We start from the raw sequence: 20,823 nt of genomic DNA on the forward strand, positions 1-20,823 counted from the left end.
CTTATAGAAAATACCTCCATTTTTTATTTCGTGATAGAATAAAACATATGAGTAATTAAGGGTAGGTGTCATCGTGGGCAAAATCATTGCGATAGCAAACCAAAAAGGTGGAGTGGGGAAAACGACAACGGCGGTAAATTTAGCCGCTTGTTTGGCGCATCTTGGCAAAAAAGTATTGCTTGTCGATATCGATCCACAAGGAAATGCCACAAGCGGCATCGGCATTGAAAAGGGAGATATCGACGAATGCATGTATAATCTTTTAGTAGAAGGAATGAAAGCAAGAGAAATTATCCGACCGACAAACATTGAACATTTACATATTATCCCTGCTACCATTCAATTAGCTGGTGCAGAAATTGAACTAGTGTCGGTTGTATCAAGGGAGATTTTATTAAAAAGCGCGCTTGAACCGATTAAAGAGCAATACGATTTTATTTTCATCGACTGTCCGCCTTCTTTAGGGCTATTGACATTAAACGCGCTAACTGCTGCAGACGCAGTTTTAATCCCCGTGCAGTGTGAATATTATGCGCTCGAAGGACTTAGCCAGCTATTGAACACGATTCGTCTCGTCCAAAAACATTTAAACACGAGCTTAAAGCTGGACGGGGTTGTGTTAACGATGTTAGATGCGCGAACGAATTTAGGGATACAAGTCATTCAGGAAGTAAAAAAATATTTCCGTGAAAAGGTGTACGATACAATTATCCCGCGCAACGTCCGACTAAGCGAAGCACCGAGCCACGGAAAACCGATTATTTTGTATGATGTGCGGTCCAAGGGAGCAGAAGTATATATTGAGCTGGCGAAGGAGGTGTTGGCACGTGGCTAAAGGGCTTGGAAAAGGGATAAACGCGCTGTTTGCGAATTTGGAAGTAAGAGAGGGAGAAACAGTTCAAGAAATAAGCATTAAAGAGCTGCGTCCGAATCCTTATCAACCACGCAAAACATTCCGTTCGGAATCGATTGAAGAATTAAAGCAGTCGATTATCGAGCATGGGATTTTACAGCCGTTAATTGTTCGTCAAAGCATTAAAGGATATGAAATTGTCGTCGGCGAAAGACGGTTTCGTGCAGCGAAAGAAGCAAATTTAAAAACTGTACCGGTTGTCGTTCGCAACTTAACAGAGCAGCAAATGATGGAGTTTGCTTTGCTAGAAAATTTGCAACGTGAAGATTTAACGCCGATTGAAGAAGCGATGGCATACCAAACATTAATTGAGCATCTAGAGTTGACACAAGAGCAATTAGCCGCTCGCGTTGGAAAAAGCCGTCCGCATATTGCTAATCATTTGCGTTTATTGGCGTTGCCAGAAGAGATTCAACAGCTGCTGAATGACGGTACGTTGTCAATGGGGCATGGACGCGCATTACTAGGATTAAAGAAAAAAGAAAAAATGAAAGCGGTAGTGGATAAAATCGTTGCCGAACAGCTCAATGTTCGTCAGCTAGAAAAACTCATTCACGACATGAATCAAAATGTTTCACGTGAAACAAGCAAACCGAAAAAAGAAAAAAGCGTCTTTGTTAAACAAAGCGAATCACTACTACGAGAGAAACTAGGCACTAATGTTACGATTAAACAAAATCGGAAAAAAGGAAAAATTGAAATTGAATTTTTATCCAATGATGATTTAGAACGGATTTTACAACTATTTGATGTTCAGTGGGATGAATAATGCCATCAAAAAAGATGGTTTCTTTTTTTGGAAAAGGGGAGAACGAGTTGGCCTTATTAGGAACGATTGTGAACGGAGTTTGTATTATTATCGGTGCATTGCTTGGAAAATTGTTTCATCGAATTCCAGAGAAAATGAAAGAAACCGTTATGAGCGGCATAGGTCTTGCGGTAACGTTATTAGGCATTCAAATGGCGCTAAAGAGCGAGCAGTTTCTTGTTGTCATTTGCAGCCTTGTTTTTGGTGGCATTTTCGGAGAGTTGTGGGATTTGGACCATCAATTGAATCGACTCGGCTATTGGTTAGAACAAAAAATCGGAGGACGAGAGCAAGGGGCGATTGCAAAAGGATTTGTGGCGGCGACGCTACTATTTGTCATCGGTGCGATGGCGATTATCGGAGCTCTAGACAGCGGGTTGCGTGGCGACCATCGCGTATTATATACAAAATCGATCATTGACGGTTTTACGAGTATTCTTTTAACAACGACGCTCGGCATCGGTGTCTTGTTTTCCGCATTTCCTGTTGTTTTCTATGAAGGAACGATTGCGTTATTGGCGACACAAATTGAGACATTCGTGCCAAAAGGATTGATGAATTCGTTTATTGCGGAATCAACAGCGACCGGCGGCATTTTAATTGTAGCAATTGGTCTCAATTTACTTGGAATAACTGCCGTTCGCGTAGCGAATTTGCTTCCGAGCATTCTTGTCACGGCCTTCATCGTCGTTATCATGTACATTTTATAATAAAAAATCCCTTCTTGTTGGCAAACCAAGAGGGGATTTCCCGTTTATCGCGGATTAGATTGTTCATTGCTCCAATTGCTAGGAAGATAATCTCTTCGCTTTAAATAACGATCTGCCTCATAAATGCCATTGGCAATTGTTTTCGCCATGTTCATCACTAAATGAAGACGTGTATTTTGCAAAACGAAAAACTCCATAAAGCCGCTGACGTTGACAACGCCTGTGATGTGAAGATCGCCAACCGGTGGCAATTGTTTATTTACACCAGCTCCAGGACGGACAGGCCCTTCGGCAATCGTAATCGCTCCGACGCTTTTCAATCGTCCTAAACAAGCGTCGACAGCAATCATAAAGGCATTTTCATGAATGGAGCGAATCGCAGTAATTTTTTCTTCTAAATTTACGGCATGGATAGGCTCTTCTAACGTTCCGTATACGTGAAAATACGTGACATTTTTTTCTTTTAACATCGTGCCGACGAGTGGACCAAGCGCGTCCCCTGTTGAGCGGTCAGTTCCGATGCAAACAATGGCGAGCGGTTTTGTTGCCGTTGTTGGAAGTAATGATAAAAGACGCCTGGCAAATAAAGTGGTTGCTCCTTGTTCGTCATAGAAAATGCGCTCTTTTTCATTTTTAGATTGAAAAAAAATGGGTGATAAACTCATCTTATTCACTCCTAATAGCCAATAAAGTATTAAACAGTATACGGAAAAAACAGGGATTATATACATTGGTTGCACTTTTTCTTCTGGAGCGCGGAGGCTACCTTTTTTCTCTAGGTGTTGATAAAATAATTGGTATGCATAAAGTAGAGTATTTTAACGTATGTCGAGGTGAGAAAAAAAGTGAACAGCATCAAAACGTTTTATCAGCATCTGCTTGCGTTTCTTACGAATGAAGCGTTTTGGGTGAAAGTAAGCACAGGCATTGTGAAGATGGTCATGATTATCGTCGTTGCAGCGATTGCGTCAAAAGTATTAAAAATCGCTATCCATAATATTTTTAAAGTGCGTCAGAAGGCGCCGATCCGCATTTCCGAGCGGCGCGAGGCGACGTTGTTACGATTGCTTGATAACGTGGTGACGTACGTGATTTATTTTATTGCGTTTGTGATGATTTTAGATACGTTTGGCGTCGAAGTTCGTACACTACTCGCTGGAGCTGGGATTGTTGGGCTTGCTGTCGGTTTTGGGGCGCAAAGTTTGGTGAAAGATGTTATTACGGGGTTTTTTATTATTTTTGAAGATCAATTTGCTGTTGGTGATTATGTTCGAATTGGTACGTTTGAAGGGTACGTCGAGGAAATTGGGTTAAGGGTAACAAAAATTAAAAGCTGGACAGGAGAAGTCCATATTCTTCCGAACGGAACGATTACGCAAGTGACGAATTTTTCTTTGCATAACAGTGTTGCAGTAGTAGACGTTAGCGTTTCTTGCGAAGGGGATATTGAACGAACGGAGGAAGTGATTCGCGAATTGTTGGCGGAATTGCCAGCGAAGTATGAAGATATCGTTTCTCCGCCAGAATTGTTAGGAATTCAAAATTTCACAAACTCAGAAGTCGTCATGCGCGTGACGTGCGAAACGAAGCCAATGCGCCATGCGTTTATTGCGCGAGCTTTGCGCAAGGAAATTAAGCTTCGTTTAGATGAACATGGGATTGAAATTCCGTTTCCGCGTCTTGTTCTTTATAACCGTCGAGAAGAAACAAACCAAGCGACAACTAATGCTTAGGAGGATGAAGCAATGGAGAAAGAGTTTGGATTACAAGATATTGTCGAAATGAAAAAGCCCCATCCGTGCGGGACAAATCGTTGGAAAATTATTCGTATGGGGGCAGACATCCGCATTAAATGTGAGGGATGCGCACATAGTGTGTTAATGCCACGCAGAGAATTTGTTCGTAAATTGAGAAAAGTATTGGAAAAGCATGAGGAATAATGAAAAGAAGGGGGAAAGGGGATGGATGGTGTTCATATCTCTTCTTGTCCATTAAACTGTTGGGATACGTGTGGACTAAAAGTGACGGTTGAACATGGGAAAGTCGTAAAAATTGATGGTGATGACGAACATCCGATTACGAAAGGAAAAATTTGTGGACGTGGGCGAATGCTAGAAGCGCGCACGAATTCATCGGAGCGACTGCTTTACCCGCTCAAAAAAAGAAATGGGCAATTTGTTCGCATTTCTTGGGAACAAGCATTGGATGAAATTGCAGAAAAAATGGCGGAAATTCGGACGAAATCCAAAACAACGGCCGTTCTTCACAGCCATGACTATGCTAATAGTGGGCTGTTATCCAATCTAGCTCGCCGTTTTTTCAACTGCTATGGTGGAGTGACTGAGTTGACAGGAAGCCTTTGCTGGGGAGCGGGAATTGAAGCACAAACGTGGGATTTTGGAAATGCGTATAGCCATGCGCCTGAAGATATTTATCATAGTAAGCATGTCATTATTTGGGGACGAAATGTCGCGCGGACGAATATGCATTTGTTTCAACACCTAAAAGCGGTAAAAAAACAAGGAACGACATTAGTAGTAATTGACCCAATCTATAATCAAACCGCACAAATCGCCGATAAATACGTATCGATTGCTCCTGGTATGGATGGATTTTTAGCGATTGGCGTCATGAAAGAACTATTGCGGTTAGGGCTAGAAGATCGTTTTTTTATTGAAAACTATACATTCGGATTTGTGGACATCAAAGCGTTGTTAAAAACCATTACGCTCGAAGAAATCGAACGGCTGACTGGTGTAGAACGGGAGACGATGACGTGGCTCGCTCGCCTTTACGGAGATCGCCCAACGATGACTTATTTAGGGCTTGGCATGCAGCGATATGCAAACGGTGGCAATACGATTCGTCTTATTGATGCGCTCGTGGCGATGAGCGGAAATGTTGGTATTCCAGGGGGCGGTGCGAATTTTGGTAACTTGCAAGTTGGACAAAGTTTTTCGTTGGAGGAGTTAACGTTGCCTGAACGAAAAACCGCTTCGCGTACTTTTACGATGATGAAACAAGCAGAAGGAATTTTACAAGCAACCGACCCAGAAATTAAAATGATTATCGTGACGTGCGGCAATCCCCTCACACAAGTACCAAATACGAATGTTGTGAAAAAAGCGTTTCAATCGGTCGAAACGGTCGTTGTGCTCGAACAGTTTATGACCGATACAGCCGAAGCAGCAGATTATGTGTTGCCGACGACAACCGTATTTGAAGAGGAAGACATTTATTATTCGTCCATGTATCATGCCTACGTTAATTACGGTCCAGCGCTTGTTGCGCCTCCAGGGAAAGCGAAGCCGGAGCTTTGGATTTGGACGCAACTAGCTGAACGATTAGGATTCGGTAAAGACTTTGCTTTTTCGCGAGAAGAATTTTTAGCAATGGGCTTACGCGGTCTAGAGAAACATGGAATTACCCTTGAAGCCCTAAGACAGGAAAAACGTATGCTATTGCCGGTAAAGGCAGTGCCTTGGTCAGATTACCGTTTTCAAACGCCGAGCGGAAAGTACGAGTTTACCTCGCTAGTAGCTCCCCAAAAAGGAAGGGATGGGAAATTGCGTCTTGCGTATCCGTCTGAATCAGAACTAACGAATCCTGAAATGGTCAAAAAGTACCCGTATCGGTTATTAACGATTCATCCGCTGCGCTCGAATCATTCGCAGCATTACCATTTAATCGAATCGCTGCAATCGATCAAAATCGAAATATCTAGGGATATTGCAGATGAAAAACGACTAGTAGACGGTGACCGTGTAAGAATTTTTAATGACCGCGGTGAGCTTTCTGGTATCGTGAAAATTTTACCGAATGCTCATGCGAAAACAATAAATATCGATGAAGGGCAATGGGGGAAATTTGGGGGAAGCGTCAATGTATTGACATCGGATCGTGAATCAGACAACGGTCAAGGAAGTACGTTGTATGATTGTCTAGTAAATATCGAGAAAATAAACGAATGAACGTGCTTGTCATTTTATTTTTTAATATCTATAATGAGAAAAGATTTGACGGTGAAAGAGGAGTGGAAAAATGGGATTAACAGCAGGAATCGTCGGTTTACCGAACGTCGGAAAATCGACGTTATTTAATGCGATTACAAAAGCAGGCGCGGAGTCTGCGAATTATCCGTTTTGTACGATTGAGCCGAACGTAGGAATAGTTGAAGTTCCTGATGAACGATTAAAAAAATTAACAGAGCTTGTAAAACCAAAACGTACAGTACCGACAGTATTTGAATTCACCGATATTGCAGGCATTGTCAAAGGAGCGAGTAAAGGAGAAGGACTAGGAAATAAGTTTTTATCCCATATTCGCCAAGTCGATGCGATTTGCCAAGTCGTTCGCTGCTTCTCCGACGAAAATATTACCCATGTCGCTGGAAAAGTCGACCCACTTTCCGACATTGCAACGATTAACTTAGAACTAATTTTGGCGGACCTCGAAACGGTGGAAAAGCGCATGGACCGCGTTGGAAAGATGGCGAAGCAAAAAGATAAAGAATCCATGTTCGAGCATGACATTCTCGTTCGATTAAAAGAAACGTTTGAAGCGGGAAAAGCAGCGCGCACGTTGTCGTTTACGGAAGAAGAAATGAAAGTTGTAAAACATCTCCATTTGCTAACCATTAAGCCGATGTTATATGTAGCGAATGTAGGCGAAGAAGATTTAGCTAATCCAGATGCGAACCCTTACGTTCAACAAGTGCGGGAGTTTGCAAAAAGCGACAATGCGGAAGTAATCGTCGTATGTGCGAAAGTGGAAGAAGAAATTGCCCAGCTCGACGAAGAAGAAAAACAAATGTTTTTACAAGAACTAGGCATTAAACAATCGGGACTAGACCAACTTATTCGCGCAGCGTACAGCTTGTTAGGATTGGCTACGTATTTTACGGCTGGAGAACAAGAGGTGCGCGCTTGGACATTCCGTAAAGGAATGAAAGCGCCGCAATGTGCTGGCATTATTCATTCCGATTTTGAACGAGGGTTTATTCGCGCAGAAACAGTTTCTTTTGATGATTTATTGGCTTGCGGTTCGATGGCAGCAGCCCGTGAAGCTGGGAAAGTACGATTAGAAGGAAAAGAGTACGAAGTGCAAGACGGCGATATTATGCATTTCCGTTTTAATGTGTAGTATTGCATCGGTCATTTTATCATGGTATAATCAGAAAATGTGAGTAATGCATATTGCTCCTTGCTCTTTTATAGAGCCGTTTAGACCAAAAGGAGGTGACGGACAGTGAGAAAATACGAAATCATGTACATTATCCGCCCAAATATCGACGATGAAGGTCGGAAAGTAGTTGTTGAGCGTTTTAACAACATTTTAACAGAAAATGGTGCGGAAATTACGAGCGTAAAAGAATGGGGTAAACGTCGTTTAGCATATGAAATCAAGGATTTCCGTGACGGTTACTACATGATCGTGAACGTGATGTCTCAACCAAAAGCGGTACAAGAATTTGACCGTTTAGCGAAAATTAGCGAAGACATCATTCGTCACATTGTCGTAAAAGAGGAAGAATAATTCCGATGTTTAAGGAGTGGTTCTGATGATTAATCGCGTAATTCTTGTAGGGCGACTTACAAGAGACCCAGAATTGCGCTATACTCCAAATGGGGTTGCTGTTGCCACATTTACGTTAGCGGTCAATCGCCCGTTTACAAACCAACAGGGTGAGCGCGAAGCAGATTTCATTAACTGCGTCGTTTGGCGCCGTCCTGCAGAAAATGTCGCTAATTTCTTGAAAAAAGGAAGTTTAGCTGGTGTGGACGGACGGTTGCAAACGAGAAGTTATGAAGGTCAAGACGGAAAACGTGTGTACGTAACCGAAGTGGTTGCTGATAGTGTTCAATTTCTTGAACCGAGAGGTAGCACAGAACAACGTGGTACAGCAACAGGTGGCTACTACGGGGAGCCATATCCATTTGGACAAAATCAGAACCAACGACACACGCCTGATCAAAATTTCAGTCGCATTGATGAAGATCCGTTTGCTCATGATGGGCAACCGATCGACATCTCGGATGACGACTTGCCTTTTTAATTATTGAACGTGATAACCGTTTCTAATATCATTATTTTAAAAAAAGGAAGGAGGATAACAGATGGCAGGACGTAAAGGCGGACGTGCAAAACGTCGGAAAGTTTGCTACTTCACAGCGAACGGAATTACGCATATCGACTATAAAGATGTCGATACATTAAAGAAATTTATTTCTGAGCGTGGAAAAATTTTGCCTCGCCGTGTGACTGGTACAAGCGCAAAATATCAGCGGAAATTAACAGTTGCAATCAAACGCGCTCGTCAAATGGCATTATTACCATACGTAGCAGGTGAATAAGACGAAAAGCAGTAAGGGGGACGAAGCCTTACTGCTTTTTTTATACGAGGAGGGTAGGATGTGAGAAATACATATGCGCTGACAGAAGCAGCGATTCAGCTTGCCATTTTTATTGTGTTGTTTTTAGCCTCAGTATACGTGCCGTTGTTTGGGATGATCATTAGCTTATTTTTACCGCTCCCTTTTATCGTTTTTACGATGCGGCACGGCTACCGGTCAGCTCTTGTGTTATTAACTGCCGCTGTCATCGTTTCAACGGTTATTAGCACCTTATTATCTGCTTTTGCTGCTGTTATGTTTGGAACGAGTGGAATTGTCATCGGTGCATTGTTAGCAAAACAAAAAAATCAGTATGCCGTATTAGCAGCCGCGACTGTTGCTTTTTTAGTGAATATAGTTATAAATTATGTCATATCTATAAAATTTTTCGAACTCGATATCATTGCTCAAACTCTTTCCATGCTAAGCGATTCTTTTCACACCGCTGTGCAAGTAATGGAAAGTGCAGGGAAAAAGCTGCCGGAGGAAACCATTGCTCGTTTTGAGCAAGGATTGAGGGTAATCAAATATGTTACGCCAACGTTATTCGTGATTGCTGCCCTTGCATTTGCTTATTTGACGATCATCGTTTCTGTTCCGATTCTAAAACGGTTAAAGTTATCTGTTGGAACGTGGCCACCGTTTCGCCAGTTAATGTTGCCAAGGCAGTTAGTGTGGTATTATTTGCTCGTGCTAATCGCTACCTTTTTTCCGTTAGAACAAGGGACGTTTGCGTTTATTGTGGTCATCAATTTATATTATGTATTACAGCTTTTATTTGCCATTCAAGGTTTTTCGTTTCTTTACTATCTCGCGTATCGTAAACAAATTGCGAAAGGAATTGTCGTTGCTGGAACAATAGTTTGCTTGTTTGTCCCTTTTTTACTTTATCTTATCGCGATATTAGGTATAATTGATTTAGGATTTGAATTGCGAAAACGTGTTCAATAGGCGAAAGAATGATGATTTAGGAGCTGACATAAATGTCTCATTTTTACAAAAAAAAGGCATATCGCTACCCTCTTTATGCATTGCTTGCCGTTTCTTTTCTCTCGCTTGCGTTATTGGCATATTTTCAATGGATATTGGGGTTAGCCAATCTTTTGCTCCTCTTATTTGTTGTTTATTATGTTATACGCTCACAGCGGAAGCTACATGTTGAAATTGAACAGCATATTTCCCAACTATCGCATCGCTTGAAAAAAGTGGGCGAAGAAGCACTAATGGAAATGCCAATTGGAATTATGTTGATTAATGATGACTATGTTATTGAATGGACGAACTTTTTTTTAACGTCTTGCTTTGGAGAGCAGACGTTAGTCGGTCGTTCATTATATGATGTGGCGGAACAGTTAATTCCTGTTCTGAAACAAGAAAGCGATACAGAATTAATCGACATTCACGACCGAAAGTTTAAAGTGGTCATTAAGCGGGAAGAAAAGCTCCTTTACTTTTTTGATGTCACCGACCAAGTGGAGATTGAAAAACAATACGAGGCAGAGCGGGTTGTGTTAGGTATTATTTTCCTTGATAATTATGATGAAATTACGCAAGGAATGGACGATCAAGCGAAAAGCCAACTGAACAGCCAAGTGACGTCCATATTAAACAAATGGGCGAATGACTATGGGATGTTTTTAAAAAGAACATCATCTGATCGGTTTGTCGCTATATTGAATGAGAAAATTTTACAACAATTAGAAAAAAGTAAATTTTCTATTTTAGATGAAGTGCGCGAACAAACGATGAAAAATAATATTCAATTGACGCTAAGCATCGGAATGGGTACGGGCGCGCCTTCGTTCCCAGAACTAGGGGCGCTTGCGCAATCAAGCTTAGATTTGGCGCTCGGGCGCGGCGGGGATCAAGTTGCTATTAAACAAGCAAATGGAAAAGTGAAATTTTACGGAGGAAAAACAAATCCGATTGAAAAGCGCACGCGGGTGCGAGCGCGCGTCATCTCCCATGCGTTAAAAGAATTAATTGTCGACAGCGATAAAGTAATGGTGATGGGACATAAATATCCAGATATGGACGCATTGGGCGGGGCAATTGGAATTTTAAAAATGGCGCAGCTCAATCAAAAAGAAGGGTTTATCGTGCTCGATACGAACCGAATCGATGCCGGAGCACAGCGCCTTATTGAAGAAGTTAAAAACTATCCCGAGCTATGGTCACGGTTTATTAAGCCGGAACAAGCACTAGAAGTCATGACAGACGATACGTTGCTTGTCATCGTCGATACGCACCGACCGTCGTTAGTGATTGAGGAAAAATTGATTTTCCGTACCGACCATATTGTCGTCATTGACCACCATCGCCGTGGCGAAGAATTTATTGAGAATCCACTTCTCGTCTATATGGAACCATATGCTTCCTCGACGTCAGAATTAGTAACTGAATTGCTTGAATACCAGCCGCAGCGAGCCAAGCTGACAATGTTAGAGGCGACTGCTTTACTGGCGGGGATTGTCGTCGATACAAAGAGCTTCACATTCCGCACCGGTTCACGTACATTTGATGCGGCTTCTTATCTGCGGGCTCAAGGTGCGGATACGGTGTTAGTACAAAAACTGTTGAAAGAAAATATTGCGAGTTATGTAAAACGAGCGAAAATCATTGAAAAAGCTTCTATTAGTGCAAAAGGAATCGCCATTGCAAAAGGAAATCCGAATGAAGCATATGATCAAGTGTTAATTGCACAAGCCGCAGATACACTGTTGACGCTCAGCGGCGTAGTTGCTTCCTTTGTCATTTCCAAACGAACAGACGAGACAATCGGCATCAGTGCCCGCTCGTTAGGCGATATTAACGTCCAAGTCATTATGGAAAGTTTAGGCGGAGGGGGGCATTTAACGAATGCTGCTGCGCAGCTTTCCAATGTGACCATTGATGAGGCAGAACGGCGATTGCGTGTTGCCATTGATGAGTACTTAGAAGGAGGGAAAAAATCATGAAAGTGATTTTTCTAAAAGATGTGAAAGGGAAAGGAAAAAAAGGGGAGATTAAAAACGTAGCCGATGGATATGCACAAAACTTCCTTTTAAAGCAAGGGTTGGCAATAGAAGCAACACCAGCTAACTTAAAAGCGCTTGAAGCGCAAAAAAATAAAGAAAAACGCCAAGCAGAAGAAGAATTGGCGAAGGCGAAACAGTTGAAAGAGCAGTTAGAAAAATTGACAGTTCAGCTGTTTGCGAAAGCAGGCGAAGGTGGTCGCTTATTTGGTTCGATTACAAGCAAACAAATTGCCGAAGCGCTGCAAGCTCAGCATGGCGTGAAAATTGATAAGCGCAAAATTGAATTAGAAGATGCCATTCGCGCTTTAGGTTATACAAATGTGCCAGTGAAGCTTCATCCGGAAGTAACGGCCACATTAAAAGTGCATGTAAGCGAGCAAAAGTAGTCCGTAGAAAATGTGATTTTATGGGGGCTTCCTCATATAATCACATTTTTCTTATGATGGCGTTTTAGATGATTGAAAAGGTGGTGAATACGATGGACGATTTATTTACAGAACGCATTCCGCCGCAAAACATCGAAGCAGAGCAGGCAGTATTAGGAGCGATTTTCCTTGATGCATCTGCTTTAACATTAGCTTCGGAAATTTTAATCCCAGAAGATTTTTACCGCGCCGCACACCAAAAAATTTTCCATGCGATGTTGAAAGTAGCCGATAAAGGGGAACCGGTGGACTTAGTAACCGTTACAGCTGAGTTGGCCGATGCGAAAGCGCTTGAAGAAGTAGGGGGCGTTTCCTATTTAAGCGAACTCGCCGATTCTGTCCCAACCGCTGCAAACGTCGAATATTATGCGCGAATTGTGGAAGAAAAATCAGTACTTCGCCGCCTCATCCGCACCGCGACATCGATCGCCCAAGACAGCTATACGCGCGAAGATGAAGTCGATGTGCTGCTAAATGAAGCAGAAAAGAAAATTATGGAGATTTCGCAGCGGAAGCATTCTGGGGCGTTTCAAAACATTAAAGACGTGCTCGTGCAAGCGTATGATAATATCGAAATGCTTCACAACCGAAAAGGAGAAATTACAGGAATCCCGACCGGCTTTACCGAATTAGATCGCATGACCGCTGGTTTTCAACGAAGCGATTTAATTATTGTCGCTGCTCGCCCTTCTGTCGGGAAAACGGCGTTTGCCCTTAATATTGCGCAAAATGTAGCGACGAAAACAAATGAAAACGTGGCGATTTTTAGCTTAGAAATGAGCGCGCAGCAACTTGTGATGCGGATGCTTTGCGCAGAAGGAAACATTAATGCGCAAAATTTGCGGACAGGTAAACTAACGCCAGAAGACTGGGGAAAGTTAACGATGGCGATGGGGAGTTTATCCAATGCGGGCATTTATATCGATGATACGCCAAGTATTCGCGTCAGTGAAATTCGGGCAAAATGCCGCCGCCTCAAACAAGAAAGCGGGCTTGGCATGGTGTTGATTGACTATTTACAGCTTATTCAAGGAAGCGGAAGAAATCGTGAAAATCGCCAGCAAGAAGTATCAGAAATTTCCCGTTCGTTAAAAGCGCTCGCTCGGGAATTAGAAGTGCCTGTCATCGCTCTATCGCAGCTATCGCGTAGCGTAGAGCAGCGCCAAGATAAACGCCCGATGATGTCCGATATTCGTGAATCGGGAAGCATTGAGCAAGATGCAGATATTGTCGCGTTTTTATATCGCGATGATTACTATGACAAAGACTCGGAAAATAAAAATATTATTGAAATCATCATTGCTAAGCAACGGAACGGTCCAGTGGGAACCGTCCAGTTAGCCTTTATTAAAGAATATAATAAATTCGTCAACCTAGAGCGACGATTTGATGATACGCAAATCCCTCCAGGTGCTTAACGTGCTCTCGCTTCGAGCGCGTTTTTTTGTATACGAATAAAATATGATAAATACCTATTTAATGTTCGTGTTTTATTGACTTTAGTGAATAAAAGTGCTACACTTACTATGTTTATATCGAGGAAAGCGGAGGTGCTCGCCATGTCTTCAGTAGTCGTTGTTGGGGCACAATGGGGCGATGAAGGAAAGGGAAAAATTACGGATTTCTTATCCGAAAATGCAGAAGTAATTGCACGCTATCAAGGTGGAAATAACGCAGGACATACGATTGTTTTTAATGGAGAAAAATATAAATTGCATCTTATTCCATCCGGAATTTTTTATAAAGATAAAATATGTGTCATCGGAAACGGAATGGTCGTTGATCCGAAAGCGCTCGTTGCTGAGTTGCAATATTTACACGAACGGGGCGTTTCTACGGACAATTTACGCATTAGCAATCGCGCTCACGTCATTTTGCCATACCATCTCAAATTGGACGAAGTAGAAGAAGAGCGGAAAGGTGCAAATAAAATCGGAACGACGAAAAAAGGAATTGGCCCAGCATATATGGATAAAGCAGCTCGCATAGGGATTCGCATTGTCGATTTATTAGACCGCGAAGTGTTTGAAGAAAAGCTTGCTCGTAACTTACAAGAAAAGAACGTTTTGTTTGAAAAAGTATATGGTGTGGAAGGATTTAAGCTCGAAGACATTTTACAAGAGTATTATGAATACGGGCAACAAATCGCGAAATACGTATGCGATACGTCCGTTGTGCTGAATAGTGCGCTAGATGAAGGGCGACGTGTCTTGTTTGAAGGGGCGCAAGGTGTCATGTTGGATATCGACCAAGGAACGTATCCATTCGTTACGTCATCGAATCCAGTCGCTGGCGGTGTGACTATCGGTTCAGGGGTCGGTCCGACGAAAATTAAGCATGTCGTAGGAGTGGCGAAAGCATATACTACGCGCGTCGGCGACGGTCCGTTCCCGACAGAATTGCATAATGAAATTGGCGATCGCATTCGCGAAGTAGGTCGGGAATACGGAACGACGACAGGACGTCCACGGCGTGTTGGTTGGTTCGACAGCGTCGTTGTCCGTCACGCTCGCCGGGTGAGCGGCATTACAGACTTATCATTAAACTCGATTGACGTGTTAACAGGAATTGAAACGTTAAAAATTTGTGTAGCGTACCGCTATAAAGGACAAATCATCGAAGAATTTCCAGCAAGCTTGAAAGTATTGGCAGAATGTGAGCCGGTATATGAAGAGCTTCCTGGATGGACGGAAGACATTACAGGCGTCAAAAGTTTAGATGAGCTACCAGCAAACGCTCGACACTATGTAGAGCGAATTTCTCAATTAACGGGCATTCCGCTCTCTATTTTCTCTGTCGGTCCAGACCGCTCGCAAACAAACATCATCCGTAGCGTATACGCATAAGAAAAGCAAAAAGAAAGCATAGGCACAAACAGGTGTCTATGCTTTTCTTTTATTGCTGGTAATCGGTAATAAGTGAATTCGCGCTCATAACATGGTACATTATTAATATATACGCTTTTTTTGAATGCAGGGGAAACGTGATTGTCGTTTGCCCCCGAAATAGTAATCCATCAAAGAAGGAAGGATGTACAATCAGATGGAGAAACGAATTCTTGTAGTTGATGATGAAAAACCGATTGCGGATATTTTGCAATTTAATTTGCAAAGAGAAGGATATGAAGTTATTTGCGCTTACGATGGCGTCGAAGCGCTGCAAAAAGTGGAAGAACATGTTCCTGATTTGATTTTACTCGACATTATGCTCCCGCAAAAAGACGGTATGGAAGTATGCCGCGAAGTGCGGAAAAAATACGATATGCCGATTATTATGCTGACAGCGAAAGACTCGGAGATTGATAAAGTGCTTGGCCTTGAATTGGGTGCAGACGATTACGTAACGAAGCCGTTCAGCACAAGAGAGTTGCTTGCGCGTGTCAAAGCGAACTTGCGCCGCCATCAGCCAACAGCAGGCGCACAAGACGAAGCAAATGATATGAGCGAAATCGTGGTTGGATCGCTCGTCATTCGCCCTGATGCATACATTGTGCTAAAGAGGGGAGAAACGATCGAATTAACCCATCGCGAATTTGAGCTGCTTCATTATTTGGCCAAACATATTGGACAAGTGATGACAAGGGAGCATTTGTTACAAACTGTATGGGGATACGACTATTATGGGGACGTTCGCACAGTAGACGTAACGGTTCGCCGTTTGCGGGAAAAAATTGAAGACAATCCTTCCCATCCGGCATGGATCGTGACACGTCGAGGCGTCGGCTATTATTTACGTAATCCAGAACAGGAGTAAAAGAAACAGCATGAAAAAAGTAGGACCTTTTCGTTCCATTCATTTTAAATTTGTGTTGATTTACGTACTGCTTATTCTTGTAGCGATGCAAATTATTGGCGTGTATTTTGTTCGGGAATTAGAAACACAACTCGTCCAAAACTTCAAAAATTCCTTGAATGAACGAGTAACGCTACTTGCGTATAATGTGGAGCAAGCGATGAGCAAAGAGCGAGATGACAAAAAAGACCCGACGTTAGAAGAAGAAATTCGCTCGCTGCTTCACGATTTTATTTCGCAAGATATTTCGGAAGTTCGCGTCATTGATGATAAAGGAAAAGTATTGGCGACATCGAATCCATATATGCAAAACATCGTAGGGAAGCGGACGACCGAAATTTTTGTCAAGCGAGCGCTTGTGACAGGGGAAGTTGTCGACCGAACGTTAATTGATCCGAAGACAGGCCATCGGATGTATATTTCTTCGACGCCAGTAAAACTAAATGGCGAGATTAAAGGGGCTATTTATGTCATTGCGTCGATGGAAAACGTTTTTTCCCAAATGAAGCAAATCAATATGATTTTTGCCACAGGGACAGGAATTGCATTAGCAATTACGGCAGTATTAGGAATCTTTTTATCTCGTACGATTACTCGCCCGATTTCCGATATGCGAAAACAGGCGCTCGCGATGGCAAAAGGAAATTTCTCCCGAAAAGTAAAAGTGTACGGGTACGATGAAATCGGGCAATTAGCGATGACATTTAATAACTTAACGAAAAAGTTGCAAGAGGCACAAGCAACTACCGAAGGGGAACGGCGGAAATTGGCACTTGTGCTTACCCATATGACCGATGGGGTCATCGCTACCGATCGGCGTGGCAACATCATTTTAATTAATGATGCTGCGTTAAACATTTTAAATGTTTCACGTGAAACAGTGCTTTCTAGTTCGATTATCGATGTATTGGGGTTAGAAGGGCAATATACGTTTGAAACGTTAATTGAGGAGCGCGATTCGCTCATTTTAGATTTTAGTACCGAAGAAGAATTATATGTTTTGCGCGCTTCTTTGTCCGTCATTCAAAAAGAAACGGGCTTTGTCAACGGGTTGATTGTCGTGCTTCATGATATAACAGAGCAAGAGAAAATTGACCAAGAGCGGCGAGAGTTCGTCGCCAATGTTTCACATGAACTTCGGACGCCGTTAACGACGATGAAAAGCTATTTAGAGGCGCTTGGAGAAGGTTTGTGGAGAGATGAAACAATTGCGCCAAGGTTTATTGAAGTAGCACAAACAGAAACCGAACGAATGATTCGGCTTGTAAATGACTTATTACAGCTTTCAAAACTAGATAGCAAAGATTATAAATTAAGCAAATCATGGGTCAATTTTTCCCGCTACTTTCACCAGGTCATTGACCGATTTGAGCTAACGAAAAATGAAAATATTACATTCATTCGCAAAATACCGGATGAAGCGATTTTTATTGAAATTGACGAAGATAAAATTACACAAGTGCTTGATAATATTATCTCGAACGCTTTAAAATATTCTCCGCACGGTGGAAATATTACGTTTCGTGTGAAAGAGTTAAGCGATGAAATTTTAGTCAGCGTCACCGATGAAGGGGTTGGCATTCCTAAATCAGATTTATCAAAAGTATTTGAGCGATTTTACCGTGTTGATAAAGCACGATCACGAAAACTTGGAGGAACAGGATTAGGGCTAGCGATCGCAAAAGAAGTAGTCGTCGCCCATGGGGGAAGAATTTGGGCCCGAAGCCAAGAAAATAAAGGAACGACGATTTTCTTTACATTGCCATTTGAACGAATACAAGAGGATGAATGGGATGAAGTATGAGACAGCGAAAACGATTTTGTTAACGTTTTTAGTGTTGACAAGCATTGCGTTTACGTGGGAATTGTGGACGTATCATCCGCAGTATGATGCGATTCAAACAGATGAATATATTCAAAACGTATCGATTAGCAACACCCAAGTGGAAACATCCATGATCGTCCGTCCTTCACAAATTATCATTCATAAAAATGATGCGCACTATGGGATGATAGATGAAGGGGATATGACGAAGCTTCTCAAAGAGATGAAAAAATGGACGTTTGATGATTTCGAAAACATTTCGTCCACTATCTCCAAAGAAGATTTTTCATCGTTTGTCCATCGGAAAGAAGCGATCGAAATCATTTATCCCGATGATATCCCAATGAATATTTTCCGTGATCTTTTCCAAATTGACGATAAAGGGATGGACGGGGTTAGTTTTAATACGATTGTTATTCCAATCGGAAAAAATCAAGGGCTTATTGCTTATTTTGTTTCGACCGATCATCGCAGAGTGTATAAAGCGACCGTGAGTGATGTGTCATTAGGAGAAATTAATCAGTTTTACGAAAAGGCTGAAAAATTTCCGCGCTATTTAGCCTATAACGTGAGCGAAACGAAGGCGTTTTTTTTGCCGGAAAAAGAAATGATGATGAGCCGGCTACAATATTATACAGATGAGCTCGATCCAGATAAATTTAAAGAAGCGCTATTTAGCGACCCTAGTTTTGTAAAAAAAGATGTATTAGCATTTGGCGAGGAATATACCGACGGGTCAAGATTAATGGATGTGAACTTTCTGCAAAAGTTGCTGCTATATGTAAATCCAGCGGCGAAAAATACAGAAGGCTCACCAAGCGAAGATAGCGCGGCATTAATTCAAAAAAGTATTGATTTCGTGAACGAACATGGCGGTTGGACCGATATGTACCATTTTGCGGAATGGGACCAAGAAAAGCGGAAAGTCGTTTTTAGGCTTTATGCAAATAACTACCCTGTCTTTAATGATTATGGAATGTCGGAAATTATTCAAATATGGGGAACGAACGAGGTCAATAAATATCAGCGTCCGTTGTTCCGCTTAGAAATTCCTGACCGTGTGAGCGTATCGACAAAAGTATGGTCTGGCCAAGAAGTGATAAAACAACTGGAAAAACAAAAAGGATTTCGAAAGGTATTAGTGGATGGCATTGCGCTTGGATACAAACTAGTGAAAGAACAAGGAAAAGGAAAGGTTATTATTTTGGAACCAGCATGGTTTTGTCTATATAATGGGACTTGGAAACCGATTTCGTTAACAGAAACAACCGGAGGACGAGGAGGGGGAGCCGGTGGATTGGAGTAAGACGAAAACTATTTTTATCATTACGTTCCTTATCCTCGACCTTTTTTTAGGCTATCAATTTGTGCAAAAGCGAAATAGTAGCCAGCTGGATGTCATTTTAGAAACAACGATTGAAGAACAGTTAGAGGCAAACGGGATTACGTATGTGGATATTCCGAAAGAAGTGACAAAAGCATCGTACGTAAGTGGCAAAAGCAAAATTTTCACTCGGCAAGAAACAGAGAAATTAGCAAACCAAAAAATTTCGACGAGCAATCAGTCGGTATTGCAGTCAGTGTTTATTCATCCGATAGCGATTGCCGATGTGAAAGATCCCTATAGCTTAAATGAATTTTTGAAGAAAAACATTATTAATGGGAAAGAGTATGCTTTTTGGACGTTTGACGAGAAATCACGAACAATCGTTTGCTTTCAAACATATGGAAATAAAATGATTTATAAAAACGTCAGCAGCATGCTTTTATTGCATTTGAACGACAAAAAAGAAGTGGTTTCGTATGAGCAAACGATGTTAGACGATTTAGAGAAATACGAGAAAAAACAAGACATTATTCCAGCGATAAAAGCGATTGAAACGCTGTATAAAAAAGATTATTTAAAACCTGGTGATCGCGTGACAACAATTGAACTTGGGTATTATGCGCTCGTACAGTTTACTGCTTCACAAGTGCTAACACCCACATGGCATATAGTAGTAAATGGGAAGAAAGATTATTTTATTCATGCATTTGAAGGACAAATTATTAACGATGAAGGAAGCGTGTTGGAGTGAGTGGAATGATGCGATTTAGCGTGCTTGCTAGTGGAAGTACAGGGAATGCTTTTTATGTGGAAACAGAAAGAGAACGTCTACTTGTCGATGCAGGATTGAGCGGCAAGCAGCTCGAGCAACTTTTTGAACAAATTGGCCGTCATCTAAAAGATGTGACGGCAATTTTAGTGACGCATGAGCATAGTGATCATATTAAAGGGTTGGGGGTCATTGCCCGCAAATACCAACTGCCGATTTATGCAAACGAGAAAACATGGAAAGCAATGGAGGGATTGGTTGGTGAAATTCCGACAGACCAGAAATTTGTCTTTCCAACCGGCTCGGTTCGGTCGTTTGGTGGGATAGATGTCGAATCGTTCGGCGTTTCTCATGATGCGGCTGAACCGATGTTTTACGTCTTTCACCACAAGGGAAAAAAGCTAGCGTTAATGACGGATACAGGATATGTAAGTGAACGGATGAAACGGACAATTGAACATGCCGATGTATTTGTATTTGAAAGCAATCACGATGTCGAAATGTTACGGATGGGCCCTTATCCGTGGAGCATTAAGCGCCGCATTTTGAGCGACGTTGGTCATGTGTCGAATGAAGATGCAGCGCTAGCACTTGCTGATGTGATTGGGGAGCGAACGAAGCGAATTTATTTAGCTCACTTAAGCCAAGATAACAATATGAAAGAGCTTGCGCGTATGACGGTGGAACAACTATTGGTTAATCGAGAGTTTGCGGTCGGGGAGCAATTCGTTCTTTATGATACCGACCCGAAAATCCCGACAGACTTAGCGTATGTGTAGGCGCCATTTTGGGAAAGATGGGCTAATGTGTCCAAAATGGATTTTTGCCAAGTGAAAGCAGTATAA

Annotated in this window: 21 protein-coding genes; 20 read left to right on the forward strand and 1 reads right to left on the reverse strand. The window is 42.0% G+C overall.

Annotated features, from left to right (window positions below):
* Positions 1-73 precede the first annotated feature (73 nt).
* The 3 genes from GFC30_RS01055 to GFC30_RS01065 are packed head-to-tail and all read left to right on the forward strand — an operon-like array spanning position 74 to position 2,431.
* A complete protein-coding gene (locus tag GFC30_RS01055) occupies positions 74-835 on the forward strand; it encodes a ParA family protein (RefSeq protein WP_066322311.1) in 762 nt (253 codons plus the stop codon).
* The gene (locus tag GFC30_RS01060; RefSeq protein WP_066322313.1) at positions 828-1,682 is read left to right on the forward strand and encodes a ParB/RepB/Spo0J family partition protein; all 855 of its coding nucleotides are present in this window, start codon (positions 828-830) and stop codon (positions 1,680-1,682) included. The genes GFC30_RS01055 and GFC30_RS01060 overlap by 8 nt, the downstream gene beginning before the upstream one ends.
* 47 nt (positions 1,683-1,729) lie before the next feature.
* On the forward strand, positions 1,730-2,431 hold the full coding sequence (locus GFC30_RS01065) for a DUF554 domain-containing protein (protein WP_066326993.1): 702 nt from the start codon (positions 1,730-1,732) through the stop codon (positions 2,429-2,431).
* A gap of 44 nt (positions 2,432-2,475) precedes the next feature.
* Here GFC30_RS01065 and yyaC read toward each other — a convergent pair whose 3' ends face one another.
* The gene (gene yyaC / locus GFC30_RS01070; RefSeq protein WP_066322315.1) at positions 2,476-3,096 is read right to left on the reverse strand and encodes a spore protease YyaC; all 621 of its coding nucleotides are present in this window, start codon (positions 3,094-3,096) and stop codon (positions 2,476-2,478) included.
* 210 nt (positions 3,097-3,306) lie between these two features.
* On the opposite strand from yyaC, the gene GFC30_RS01075 reads away from it, so the two are divergent.
* From GFC30_RS01075 to GFC30_RS01155, 17 genes are all read left to right on the forward strand, one after another.
* On the forward strand, positions 3,307-4,164 hold the full coding sequence (locus GFC30_RS01075; RefSeq protein WP_409978504.1) for a mechanosensitive ion channel family protein: 858 nt from the start codon (positions 3,307-3,309) through the stop codon (positions 4,162-4,164).
* 12 nt (positions 4,165-4,176) lie between these two features.
* A complete protein-coding gene (locus GFC30_RS01080; protein WP_066322324.1) occupies positions 4,177-4,371 on the forward strand; it encodes a DUF951 domain-containing protein in 195 nt (64 codons plus the stop codon).
* A gap of 21 nt (positions 4,372-4,392) precedes the next feature.
* Positions 4,393-6,402 (forward strand): molybdopterin-dependent oxidoreductase, encoded by a 2,010-nt coding sequence (locus GFC30_RS01085; RefSeq protein WP_066322326.1) that lies wholly within the window; start codon positions 4,393-4,395, stop codon positions 6,400-6,402.
* A 70-nt stretch (positions 6,403-6,472) separates the two neighbouring features.
* Positions 6,473-7,573, forward strand: a complete 1,101-nt coding sequence (gene ychF / locus GFC30_RS01090; protein WP_066322331.1) for a redox-regulated ATPase YchF — start codon at positions 6,473-6,475, stop codon at positions 7,571-7,573.
* Positions 7,574-7,678: 105 nt separating this feature from the next.
* Positions 7,679-7,966, forward strand: coding sequence for a 30S ribosomal protein S6 (gene rpsF, locus GFC30_RS01095; protein WP_066322334.1), 288 nt, complete (start codon positions 7,679-7,681; stop codon positions 7,964-7,966).
* Between the two features lie 25 nt (positions 7,967-7,991).
* On the forward strand, positions 7,992-8,486 hold the full coding sequence (ssb, locus tag GFC30_RS01100) for a single-stranded DNA-binding protein (RefSeq protein ID WP_066322337.1): 495 nt from the start codon (positions 7,992-7,994) through the stop codon (positions 8,484-8,486).
* Positions 8,487-8,547: 61 nt separating this feature from the next.
* Complete coding sequence (gene rpsR, locus GFC30_RS01105) at positions 8,548-8,784, forward strand: 30S ribosomal protein S18 (protein ID WP_027408127.1); 237 nt, start codon at positions 8,548-8,550, stop codon at positions 8,782-8,784.
* A 60-nt stretch (positions 8,785-8,844) separates the two neighbouring features.
* Positions 8,845-9,774, forward strand: coding sequence for a YybS family protein (locus GFC30_RS01110; protein ID WP_066322340.1), 930 nt, complete (start codon positions 8,845-8,847; stop codon positions 9,772-9,774).
* A 32-nt stretch (positions 9,775-9,806) separates the two neighbouring features.
* Complete coding sequence (locus GFC30_RS01115; RefSeq protein ID WP_066322342.1) at positions 9,807-11,780, forward strand: DHH family phosphoesterase; 1,974 nt, start codon at positions 9,807-9,809, stop codon at positions 11,778-11,780.
* The gene (gene rplI / locus GFC30_RS01120) at positions 11,777-12,226 is read left to right on the forward strand and encodes a 50S ribosomal protein L9 (protein ID WP_066322345.1); all 450 of its coding nucleotides are present in this window, start codon (positions 11,777-11,779) and stop codon (positions 12,224-12,226) included. Before GFC30_RS01115 ends, rplI begins: the two co-directional genes overlap by 4 nt.
* A 92-nt stretch (positions 12,227-12,318) precedes the next feature.
* Positions 12,319-13,683, forward strand: coding sequence for a replicative DNA helicase (dnaB, locus tag GFC30_RS01125; RefSeq protein ID WP_066322348.1), 1,365 nt, complete (start codon positions 12,319-12,321; stop codon positions 13,681-13,683).
* 141 nt (positions 13,684-13,824) lie between these two features.
* A complete protein-coding gene (locus GFC30_RS01130) occupies positions 13,825-15,111 on the forward strand; it encodes an adenylosuccinate synthase (protein WP_066322349.1) in 1,287 nt (428 codons plus the stop codon).
* A gap of 196 nt (positions 15,112-15,307) precedes the next feature.
* A complete protein-coding gene (gene yycF / locus GFC30_RS01135; RefSeq protein WP_066322351.1) occupies positions 15,308-16,018 on the forward strand; it encodes a response regulator YycF in 711 nt (236 codons plus the stop codon).
* 10 nt (positions 16,019-16,028) lie between these two features.
* Positions 16,029-17,861 carry a cell wall metabolism sensor histidine kinase WalK gene (gene walK / locus GFC30_RS01140; protein WP_066322353.1) on the forward strand — a complete coding sequence of 611 codons (1,833 nt, stop codon included), beginning with the start codon at positions 16,029-16,031 and terminating at the stop codon, positions 17,859-17,861.
* Positions 17,842-19,188, forward strand: coding sequence for a YycH family regulatory protein (locus GFC30_RS01145; RefSeq protein ID WP_066322356.1), 1,347 nt, complete (start codon positions 17,842-17,844; stop codon positions 19,186-19,188). Before walK ends, GFC30_RS01145 begins: the two co-directional genes overlap by 20 nt.
* A complete protein-coding gene (locus GFC30_RS01150) occupies positions 19,175-19,960 on the forward strand; it encodes a two-component system regulatory protein YycI (RefSeq protein WP_066322360.1) in 786 nt (261 codons plus the stop codon). Before GFC30_RS01145 ends, GFC30_RS01150 begins: the two co-directional genes overlap by 14 nt.
* A gap of 8 nt (positions 19,961-19,968) precedes the next feature.
* The gene (locus GFC30_RS01155; protein WP_066326999.1) at positions 19,969-20,757 is read left to right on the forward strand and encodes an MBL fold metallo-hydrolase; all 789 of its coding nucleotides are present in this window, start codon (positions 19,969-19,971) and stop codon (positions 20,755-20,757) included.
* Positions 20,758-20,823 lie beyond the last annotated feature (66 nt).

The organism is Anoxybacillus amylolyticus (genome assembly GCF_001634285.1).
In the GTDB taxonomy this organism is placed as follows: Bacteria; Bacillota; Bacilli; order Bacillales; family Anoxybacillaceae; genus Anoxybacteroides; species Anoxybacteroides amylolyticum.

Coding starts and splice junctions, on each gene's coding strand:
- ssb (WP_066322337.1), top strand. CDS start 7,992: ATGATTAATCGCGTAATTCTTGTAGGGCGACTTACAAGAGACCCAGAA.
- yycF (WP_066322351.1), top strand. CDS start 15,308: ATGGAGAAACGAATTCTTGTAGTTGATGATGAAAAACCGATTGCGGAT.
- dnaB (WP_066322348.1), top strand. CDS start 12,319: ATGGACGATTTATTTACAGAACGCATTCCGCCGCAAAACATCGAAGCA.
- ychF (WP_066322331.1), top strand. CDS start 6,473: ATGGGATTAACAGCAGGAATCGTCGGTTTACCGAACGTCGGAAAATCG.
- rpsR (WP_027408127.1), top strand. CDS start 8,548: ATGGCAGGACGTAAAGGCGGACGTGCAAAACGTCGGAAAGTTTGCTAC.
- yyaC (WP_066322315.1), bottom strand. CDS start 3,096: ATGAGTTTATCACCCATTTTTTTTCAATCTAAAAATGAAAAAGAGCGC.
- GFC30_RS01145 (WP_066322356.1), top strand. CDS start 17,842: ATGAATGGGATGAAGTATGAGACAGCGAAAACGATTTTGTTAACGTTT.
- rplI (WP_066322345.1), top strand. CDS start 11,777: ATGAAAGTGATTTTTCTAAAAGATGTGAAAGGGAAAGGAAAAAAAGGG.
- walK (WP_066322353.1), top strand. CDS start 16,029: ATGAAAAAAGTAGGACCTTTTCGTTCCATTCATTTTAAATTTGTGTTG.
- GFC30_RS01155 (WP_066326999.1), top strand. CDS start 19,969: ATGCGATTTAGCGTGCTTGCTAGTGGAAGTACAGGGAATGCTTTTTAT.
- GFC30_RS01115 (WP_066322342.1), top strand. CDS start 9,807: ATGTCTCATTTTTACAAAAAAAAGGCATATCGCTACCCTCTTTATGCA.
- GFC30_RS01130 (WP_066322349.1), top strand. CDS start 13,825: ATGTCTTCAGTAGTCGTTGTTGGGGCACAATGGGGCGATGAAGGAAAG.
- GFC30_RS01080 (WP_066322324.1), top strand. CDS start 4,177: ATGGAGAAAGAGTTTGGATTACAAGATATTGTCGAAATGAAAAAGCCC.
- GFC30_RS01085 (WP_066322326.1), top strand. CDS start 4,393: ATGGATGGTGTTCATATCTCTTCTTGTCCATTAAACTGTTGGGATACG.